8 protein-coding genes are annotated in these 9095 nt (G+C 66.6%); 4 read left to right on the top strand and 4 right to left on the bottom strand.

Going from position 1 to position 9095, the window contains the following annotated elements; genetic code table 11:
- Positions 1–605, top strand: a 605-nt coding sequence (locus VKZ87_RS01770) for a mechanosensitive ion channel family protein (RefSeq protein WP_324219519.1), incomplete at its 5' end; no start/stop codon positions are given.
- Here the strand turns inward: VKZ87_RS01770 and VKZ87_RS01765 are convergent.
- Together VKZ87_RS01765 and wrbA are read right to left on the bottom strand one after the other, a co-directional pair.
- Complete coding sequence (locus VKZ87_RS01765) at positions 602–1321, bottom strand: pirin family protein (protein WP_324219518.1); 720 nt, start codon at positions 1319–1321, stop codon at positions 602–604. The two genes, VKZ87_RS01770 and VKZ87_RS01765, sit on opposite strands and share 4 nt — an antisense overlap.
- A gap of 52 nt (positions 1322–1373) precedes the next feature.
- Positions 1374–1973, bottom strand: coding sequence for an NAD(P)H:quinone oxidoreductase (gene wrbA, locus VKZ87_RS01760; protein WP_324219517.1), 600 nt, complete (start codon positions 1971–1973; stop codon positions 1374–1376).
- A 98-nt stretch (positions 1974–2071) separates the two neighbouring features.
- Here wrbA and VKZ87_RS01755 point away from each other — a divergent pair, with 98 nt between their 5' ends.
- From VKZ87_RS01755 to VKZ87_RS01745, 3 genes are all read left to right on the top strand, one after another.
- A complete protein-coding gene (locus VKZ87_RS01755; RefSeq protein ID WP_324219516.1) occupies positions 2072–3016 on the top strand; it encodes a LysR family transcriptional regulator in 945 nt (314 codons plus the stop codon).
- A 301-nt stretch (positions 3017–3317) separates the two neighbouring features.
- The gene (locus VKZ87_RS01750; protein WP_324219515.1) at positions 3318–3839 is read left to right on the top strand and encodes an N-acetyltransferase; all 522 of its coding nucleotides are present in this window, start codon (positions 3318–3320) and stop codon (positions 3837–3839) included.
- 1 nt (position 3840) lies between these two features.
- Positions 3841–4227: a hypothetical protein gene (locus VKZ87_RS01745; protein ID WP_324219514.1), complete on the top strand. Its 387-nt coding sequence runs from the start codon at positions 3841–3843 to the stop codon at positions 4225–4227.
- Here the strand turns inward: VKZ87_RS01745 and VKZ87_RS01740 are convergent.
- Both VKZ87_RS01740 and VKZ87_RS01735 read right to left on the bottom strand, forming a co-directional pair.
- Positions 4224–6326, bottom strand: a complete 2103-nt coding sequence (locus VKZ87_RS01740) for a hypothetical protein (RefSeq protein WP_324219513.1) — start codon at positions 6324–6326, stop codon at positions 4224–4226. The genes VKZ87_RS01745 and VKZ87_RS01740 overlap by 4 nt on opposite strands.
- 7 nt (positions 6327–6333) lie before the next feature.
- Complete coding sequence (locus VKZ87_RS01735; RefSeq protein ID WP_324219512.1) at positions 6334–9093, bottom strand: DUF4159 domain-containing protein; 2760 nt, start codon at positions 9091–9093, stop codon at positions 6334–6336.
- Between the last annotated feature and the right edge of the window lie 2 nt (positions 9094–9095).

The raw sequence follows: 9095 nt of genomic DNA, 5'->3' as shown, positions 1-9095 counted from the left end.
TGTCGGTGGGTATCGGCTTCGGCCTGCAGAATATCGTCAACAACTTTGTGTCAGGCATCATCCTTCTGATCGAACGGCCGGTGAAAGTCGGCGACTGGGTGATGATCGGCGGCAGGGAAGGCTATGTTCGCCGCATCAATGTCCGCTCGACCGAGATCGAGACGTTTCCCCGCGCGTCGGTGATCATTCCGAACTCGGACCTAATCGCCAGTCCGGTGATGAACTGGACCCACCGCAACCGGCTGGGCCGCATCGACATCGATCTTGGCCTGTCTTACGCGGCGGATCTGGAGAAGGCCCGCACCGTGCTGCTGGATTGCCTGAAAGCGCACCCGGAAATACTGGCCATGCCGGCGCCTGTCGTGGTGTTCCGGGATTTCGGCGCCGGCATGCTGATGTTCGCGCTGCGCGGCCACATCGCCGATGTGGAGCGCCGGTTTCTCGTCGAAAGCGATCTGCGTTTCGCGATCCACAAGGCCTGCCGCGAGCAGGGTATCGCACTGCCCTATGGCGCTCCGGCCGCGCCCAGTGTGCTCCGCCTTGCCGATATCGACCGGCTGGAACGGGCACTGGCCGGAGCGGTTGCGAGGCCCACCGCGGACTAGTTCGGGCGCGGCAGATCGAAGAGCAGGACTTCGGCTCCATCCGACGCCGAGATGTCCAGTTTTCCGGTTCCGACGAGCGCCGCACCGGCGCGCGTCGGAATCTCCTGCCCGTTCAGCGTGATCTGTCCGTCGGCCACGACGAGATAACCCATGCGGTTCTCCGGCAGGTCGAATTCCGCCCGGCCATCCTTCTGCAGCAGCGCGCCATAGAGCGTCGCGTCCTGATGGATCATCAGCGTGCCGGGGTGGTTCGACAGGATGGCTTCCTCGCCCGAGGCCAGGGGCACCAGCCGGTTGGCGCGGTTGCTTCTGGGAAACTGCGCCTGGTCCCAGCGCGGCTTCAGCCGCATCTGGCGCGGCTCGATCCAGATCTGGAACAGGTGCGTCATTTCGTCCTCGGCATTCCATTCCGAATGCATGATGCCGGTCCCGGCACTCATCACCTGCACGTCGCCAGCAGGGGTGCGCCCCTTGTTGCCGAGGCTGTCTTCATGGCTGATCGCACCGCGGCGGACGTAGGTAATGATCTCCATGTCGCGGTGACCATGCATCGGGAAGCCCGATTGCGGCTGGATTTCGTCATCATTCCAGACGCGCAGAGGTCCGAAACCGAACCCCATCGGCGCGGCGACACCGGAGAAGTTGAAATGGAACCGGCTGTTCAGCCAGTCAATCTGCATCCGGCCGAGCCGGTCGAAGGGAATGACATGGATCATGGCGCTCTCCGATGCCGCAGCGGCTTGAGGCCGCCGCGGCTGTCAGGGGTGATTATGACTTCAGTTTTGCCGCGATGGCAGCGACATGACGGCCCTGGAAGCGGGCCAGCTTCAGCTCGATCTCGCTGGGCTGACGGCTGCCATCCGCACCGGCAATGGTGCCGGCACCATAAGGCGAGCCGCCCTTCAGTTCGCTGATGTCGGCCAGTTCGGGTGCAGCGTAGGGCAGACCGACGATGATCATGCCGTGATGCAGCAGGGTGTGATGGAAGCTGGTCACCGTCGTTTCGTTGCCGCCGCCGGTGCCGGTGGAGACGAAGACGCTGCCGACCTTGCCGACCAGAGCGCCCTTCACCCAGAGGCCGCCGGTCTGGTCGAGAAAATTGCGCATCTGGCCGCTCATGTTGCCGAACCGGGTGCCGGTACCGAAGATGATGGCATCGTAATCGGCCAGTTCGGCCGGGCTGGCGATCGGCGCGGCCTGGTCCCACTTGCCGCCGGCCTTCTTGAAGGCCTCCTCCGGAATCGTCTCGGGAACCCGCTTGATGGTGACCTGGGCGCCGGGGACCTCGCGGGCGCCGGCGGCGACGGCTTCCGCCATCTTCTCCACATGGCCGTACATCGAGTGATAAAGTACAAGAATTTTTGTCATTTGCTCTCTCCTGCGTTGGATGCAGGAGAATATGGCTGCCGTATTAAAGGAAACAATGATAGATTAGGAACATCATTGTTTCCTCAAGGGGACAGTCTTTGGAGCATATTCTGGATCTGGCCGCCTTTGCCAAGGTGGTGGAACATAACAGCTTCAGCGGCGCGGCCGGGGCTCTGCGCCTGTCGAAATCCGCCGTGTCCAAGCAGATCGCCCGGCTGGAACGACGGCTCGGCGCCCAGTTGCTGCAGCGAACGACCCGCAAGCTGTCGCTGACCGAAACCGGCCGCATCGTGCTGGCGCATGCCCAGCGCGTGCTGGCTGAAGCCGAGGCTGCCGATGCCGCGGTGCAGAACCTGCAATCGGCGCCGCGGGGCCTGCTGCGGGTCAACCTGCCGATGAGCTTCGGGCTGCGCTATGTCGCGCCGCTGCTGCCGGATCTGCTGAACCGCTATCCCGAACTGCGCGTCGATCTCACCTTCAACGACCGGCGCATCGACCTGCTGGACGAGGATGTCGATGTCGCGATCCGGATCGGCGAACTGTCCGACTCCACACTGACGGCGCGGCGGCTGGCTTTCAGCCGGTTTATTACCTGTGCGTCTGAGTCCTATCTGCGCAAGGCGGGCGTGCCGCTGGTCCCGGCCGACCTGCGGCAGCATGAGTGCCTGCTCTACACCTATCTGCCCGAGGCGCAGACCTGGCGCTACGAAGGAGAGGGCGGCCCATGGGCGATCAAGGTCTCCGGCCGCCTGCATGCCAATAACGGCGATGCGCTGCGGGATGCCGCGCTGGCAGGGATCGGGCTGGTCCGCTCGCCCAGTTTCATCGTGGGACCCGACATTGCCGCCGGCCGGCTGGTGCCGGTTCTCGAAGCCTACGAGCCGCCGCCCTTCGGCATCCACGCCGTCTATCCGGCGCAGCGCTATCTGACGCCCAAGCTGCGCGCCTTCATCGACTTCCTGGTGGAGCGTTTCGGGCCGGAGCCGCCCTGGGAGTGTGCTCTGCTGGACACAGTCGGGCCGCCGCGGAACCAGCGCCGCTGAAACCCGTTTACGACCCGGTAGCCCTATGCTATCGAACAGGGCGCGACAAGAGGACGCACCTGATGACCCGCCAATGGCGACATCGACGAGCCCGAACCATCGCACCGCATAAGCAGATTCAAATGCGAAAGCGGTGCGCGGCGGCCGTTCGCGTGCGCTGAAGCAGAAAGTCCCAGTCGCTATTTCTTCGTCCCGACAGACATCAGCTTCCAAAGTGACAGCGAACCGCCGGCCGACCGGACGGAAGGCCAGGGCCGCCCGTCCGTCTCTGGTCTCCGAACTTGTTGCCGGAAGCAAGCTGATGTTCCCAATTCTTCCCGAACGGCCGGGTGATGCCGCCCAGATCGATATGCTGCTCGACCTCACCTTCGGATCCGAGCGCACGAAGAAGACCGTTTACCGGCTGCGCGAGGGCGTTGCCCATCTGAAAACGCTGGCCTTCGTCGTTCGCGACGACAGCGGCAAGGTGCTCGGCTCGATCCGTTACTGGCCGGTGGTGATCGGTGAAGCGGCGGTGCCGGCGATCATGCTCGGGCCGGTAGCCGTGCATCCGGATTACCAGGGGCAGGGGATTGGCCGCGCGCTGATCCGGCACAGCCTCTATGCCGCCACCCGCCAGGGACACCGCATCTGCATCCTCGTCGGCGACAAGCCCTATTATGAGCCCTTCGGCTTCAGCAACGCCGCCGATCGCGGGCTCGAGATGCCGGGCTGGGTGGAACGCGAGCGGTTCCAGCTCATGGAACTCTTCGCCGGCGCGCTGGAGGGCGTAACGGGCGTCGTGGGCAAGGCAAAGCCCGTACGGCGCAGGCGCGCGGCCTGACATGGCGCGGCGCTTCGCTCCGCAATCCGGAGCCATTCCCGTTCTGCTGGCCGACAGTATCACCGAAGTCAGACCGGCCGATGCCGGCAGCATCGTGATCTCGGGCAGCCACGGCGGCAGCAGCGCGACCGCTTATGCAGTGCCGGTGGTGCTGAAGGGGTGTTTCTTCAACGACGCGGGGATCGGCAAGGAATCCGCCGGCATTGCCGGCCTTGGCCAGTTGCGCTGTCCGGCCGCCGCCTACAGCCATGATACGGCGCGGATCGGCGATGCGGCCGATGGGTGGCAGAACGGCGTGATCTCGGCGGTGAACGACCTGGCGCGGGACGCGGGACTGTCGCCGGGCATGAGTGTGCACGAAGCCGTGAAACGGCTGCTTGAGCTCTAGCGGCTCTCGCGACGCCACATCAGCATCATCGCTACAAGCAGGCCGGCCAGCACCGCGAGTGGCAGCGCCAGCGGCGTCAGGGTGAGTCCGGTGACGACGAAGTCGTTCTGCCGATACAGGCCGATCCAGTTCCGCCCCGCAGCATCCCTTGCGGAACTGCGCGTCGGCTTTTCCATCATGCGGATATCGGGCAGACCGTCCTGCAGCCATTGCACGCCCCCCCGTGTCGCGTCGGCCAGCGGCTTCAGGACGGCAGGCGAGGCGCGCGGATCGGCGAACTCACGCGGATTGACAGCCCCAACCGTAGCGACCGCCTCGCGCACCCCGTCGCGCACCCGATAGATGCCGGGTGTGTCGACCGGCAATGCGCCGCTGGCCAGCCCCTGGCCGCGCTCTTCCAGCATCAGCGGCACTTCGCTGCCATCCGGTCGCACCACGGTGACGGGTTCGCGCCGTTCGGTCAGGCTGCGCCGCTCCACCTCGAGGCGTCCGCCGCGGATTTCGGCACGCAGCGCTTCCTCTTCCAGATCGGGCTCCTTCATCAGCCAGTGCGCCAGCCGGCGCAGCAATTCGGCCTGGGGACCGCCGCCTTCGAAGCCGCGTGACCAGAGCCAGATATGGTCGGAATAGATCTGCGCCACGCGCCCCTTCTCGATGCGGTCGAGAACCATCAGCGGCTCGGCATTCGGCGTTTCCAGCAGCACATGGCCGCGATCCGCCTCGACATTGATCACGCGGAACCAGCGGCTCCAGCTCGGTGCCCCATCCGGCCCGCCGGTTGAACCCGGCAGCCCCGCGGTAACCGGGTGGCGGTTGCCGGTGGCGCTGAGCTGCGGCAGGTAGGCTTCGGTTCGCACGGTTCCGATCGGCCGGCCGGGAAAGATGTCGGCCAGCGGCGTGCGATAGAGGCTGAGCGGCGTCGCATAGGCCGGTCCCGAGACCTCGAGCAGCGCGCCGCCGCGGGCAACGTAATTGGCGATATTCTCGAAATAGGCGTTGGGCAGGATGCCGCGTCGCCGGTAGCGGTCGAAAATGATCAGGTCGAACTCGTTCAGCTTGAGTTCGAACAGCTCGCGGATCGGGAAGGCGATCAGCGACAGTTCGCGGATCGGCGTGCCGTCCTGCTTGTCCGGCGGACGCAGGATCGTGAAGTGGACGAGGTCCACGTTGGGATCGGCCTTGAGCAGGTTGCGCCACACGCGCTCGCCGGCATGGGCTTCGCCGGTGACCAGCAGAACCCTGAGCCGGTCGCGCACCCCGTTGATGGCCAGCGCGACACGGTTGTTGTGCGGCGTGAGTTCGCCCTCCACCGGCGCGACATCGAATTCCAGCAGGCTGCGTCCCGCACGCTGCAGCTTGAACGGCACGGTGACGTCGCGGCCGACCGGTACCGACAGGGTCTGCTCGCCGACATCCTCCTGCCGGAAGCGCAGCTGCGCCATCTCGTTCGGCCGAGCCGCGGTGTCGTCGACACGCAGGGTCACGGTGAGGTCCTGATTGACCATGCCGAAGGTCGGCGCATTGCGCACGACCAGGCGACGGTCGCGTTCATCCGGGCGGCCGGTCAGCAGAATGTGAACCGGCGCATCGCTGACGTCCTGCAGCACACTGGTATCCGGCATGTCGTGGACCTGACCGTCGGTGACGAGGATGCTGCCGGCAAGCCGGTGCCGCGGCAGGTCGCTCAAGGCAAGGGTCCAGGCCGAATACAGCCGCGTTCCCTCATCGCGGTCCGCCGATTCTGCCGCCGGTTTGCCGGCCCGAACGACGCGGGTTTCCAGATTCTCGATCGCGCCGAGCTTCTCTCGCAGTGCGGCTTCGGCCGCATCGGCCTGCTGCTGGCGATCGCCGATACCCTGGCTCGGGCTTTCGTCCACGACGACGACCGCGATATCGGGCAGTCCCGCACGTTCCTCACGGCGCGCCACGGGATTGGCGAGGGCAGCCAGGACGATCAGCGCCGTAAGGCAGCGCAGCAGGGTGCCGCGGGCGCCACGCCACAGGCCATAGCCGGTCAGCAGCAGCACGGCTCCGGCGCAGGCCAGCAGGAATGGCCAGGGCATCAGCGGCGCGAAATCGAGGGTATAGGCGTCGTTCATGCCAGACCTACTGCCCCAGACGCTCCAGCAGGGCGGGGATATGCACCTGGTCGGCCTTGTAGTTGCCGGTCAGTGTGTACATCAGCAGATTGACGCCGAAGCGATAGGCGAATTCACGCTGACGCGGATTGTTGGGAATCGTCGCCGCGATCGGGCGGCCGTTCGCATCCATCGCCCAGGCGGCAGCCCAGTCATGACTGCCGATGACCAGAGACGTGACGCCGTCCTTGTCGCCGCCGGGATTGCGCTCCACCCAGACGGTGCCGCCGTTGTAGCGGCCGGGGAATTCCTGCAGCAGGTAAAATGCCTTGGTCAGGACGTGATCGTCCGGCACCGGCATCAGCGGCGGGATGTCCAGCTTCGCCAGCATCTGCCGCAGCTTCTCGGTGTTCGGGCTGGCCGCGGTGCCGCTCAGCCCCGTGGCCTGATCGCGGGTATCGAACAGGATCATGCCGCCGGTCTTCATGAACTGGTCGACGCTGCGCAGGGCCGCGTCGGACAGTTGCGGCTGCAGCGGCGTGACCGGCCAGTACAGGAACGGCACCAGGGAAATGTCGTCGCTCTCGAGATTGATGCCGAGCGGCTCGCCCGCCTCGATCGAAGTGCGCCGGAACAGAACCTCGGTCAGCCCGTGCAGGCCCGCGCGACTCATCTGGTCGACGTCCGATTGTCCGGTAATCACATAGGCTAGGCGCAGCTCGTGGGCCGCCTTCAGGGCAAACTCGTCGGTCGGAGAAGCCGTGTCGCGGCGGGACTGGGCATCCGCCGTTCCGCCGGCCAGCAGAATGGCGGCGAGCGCCAGCATGGCCGGCGCGGCGCCGCGCCGGCTCGGCAGCAGCCCGCGAAGGCCGAGGCCGATCAGCCAGTCGGCCAGCAGCAGCAGCAGGGCGCCGCTGAGCAGCCAGGGCAGCAGCCGGATTTCGCGGCTGCTCTGGTCCAGGGTGAGAACGGTCGCATCCGCAGGCCAGTCCGTGATCGGCTGCAGTCTGGTGTCGGCGGAGGCGGCATTCAGGGCGCGGCGGCTGTCGGAACGGCCATACCAGCCGGGTGGATGCCGCGGCCCGATCTGCACGGCTTCACCGCGCGGCGGCAGCGGCTGCACTGCGGGGCCTGGTTCGCCGGACCGGCCGAAGCCGTCCAGCACCGACAGGGGAGGCAGTGGCGCTTCGGCGGTTTCGCCGTTCGCGGCCACGCCATGGGAGAGTTCGATGACCTTGCGCAGCATTTCGACGTAGAACCCGCTCAGCGCCAGATCGGACCATAATGTATTGGCCGTCGTATGCACGAGGATCAGCCAGCCCTTGTCGCGGGCCTCGGCAGTCACCAGCGGCGTGCCGTCCTCGAGGCGCAGCCAGGTCTTGTTGCCAAGCTGTGCTTCCGGCTCGGCGAGGACCTGGCGGCTCACCGTGATCTGCTCCCCGCCGGCAATGCCGCGAAACGGGCTGTTCTCGGGAACCGGTCCGAGCCGCTGCGGCTGCGCCCAGGACAGGGCGCCGCCGAGTTGCCGGGCGCCCTGGCGGAGTTTCACCGGCAGCAGGTTGTCGTCCGTCTCGGCCATCCGCGGCCCGGCAAACCGCAGCAGGACGCCGCCATTCCTGATCCAGTCCTGCAGTTTCGCTTCGTCGCTGCCGACCACCTGCGCCACGTCCGCCAGGATGATCACCGCCAGTTCGCGTTCCAGCAGCTCGGCGATGCGGCCCTGCCGTAGTTCCGCATAAGGGGCGAGCGCGCGCTCGAGGTAGAAGAGATCGCCGAGCAGCGGTTGTCGGGTTTCCAGCCCACCTCCCGACACCAGACCGACCGGTCGCCGGCGCCAGCGTTCGTCGAGCAGCTGCACGCTCCCGGCGCTCGGCTGTTCCTCGAGTTCCAGCCGGGACAGCTGGTTGCGGATTTCGCCCGGCAGCGACAGCCGGACATCCGCGGTGGCAGAACCATCGGCGAAGGTAGCCGTTTCGCGCGCCAGAACGCGGCCCTGATCGGTCAGCGCACGAAGGGTCATCGTACGGTCGCCGCTGGCGCCCTCCGGGCGGCGCAGTGTGATGAGGTCGCCCTGGGGATCTGACACGGGGGGCAGCAGGGCAACGGCACCGTCATCGGCGTCGGTCGTCATCACCCGGAGCGAGCCCAGCCGGAGCAGCCATTCCGCCATCACGTAAGCGGCTTCGCCGGTTTCGTCGTCCCGCAGCCCGTCGGCAAGCCATACCACTTCGGCGTCTTCCGGCATCGTGTCGCGCAGCAGTTCCTGCAACAGTGCGTCGCGGTCGGAAGCCCATGGCTTGGGCTGGAGTGCTGCCACGACGGGACGCAGCTCGGCAGCCGGCATAAGCCGCCGCGGCACGTCGCCCGATGCGCCGTCCGGGGCGGTGGTGATCAGCATGGCCGGGCGGCCATCGCGCTCGGCCCGTTCGAGTGCGTTGTCCGCGTGAACGAGGCGGTCGCGCCAGCGCGGCGCGGCCGTCCAGCCGTCATCGATGACAAGAAGAAGCGGCCCGGCTTTGCGTTCGGCCGTCTGCGGATTCAGCACCGGCTCGGCCAGGGCCAGAATGGCCAGGGCGGCAATCAGAAGACGGAGCAGAAGCAGCCACAACGGGGTATGCGCCGGCGTTTCCTCCTTCTGCCGCAGCGTCAGCAGCAGCCGCAGCGGCGGGAAGGTGACCTGCTTGGGTGTCGGTGGCGTGATGCGCAGCAGCCACCACAGGATCGGCAGGGCCAGAAGCGCCGTCAGGGCGAGTGGCGTGGCGAAAGCGAGGCTGCCCAGCGTGAACATGG

Source organism: Ferrovibrio sp. (assembly GCF_035304305.1).
GTDB lineage: Bacteria > Pseudomonadota > Alphaproteobacteria > Ferrovibrionales > Ferrovibrionaceae > Ferrovibrio.
The sequence above is the reverse complement of the archived record's forward strand: the minus strand, read 5'-3'. Positions and strand labels throughout refer to the sequence as shown.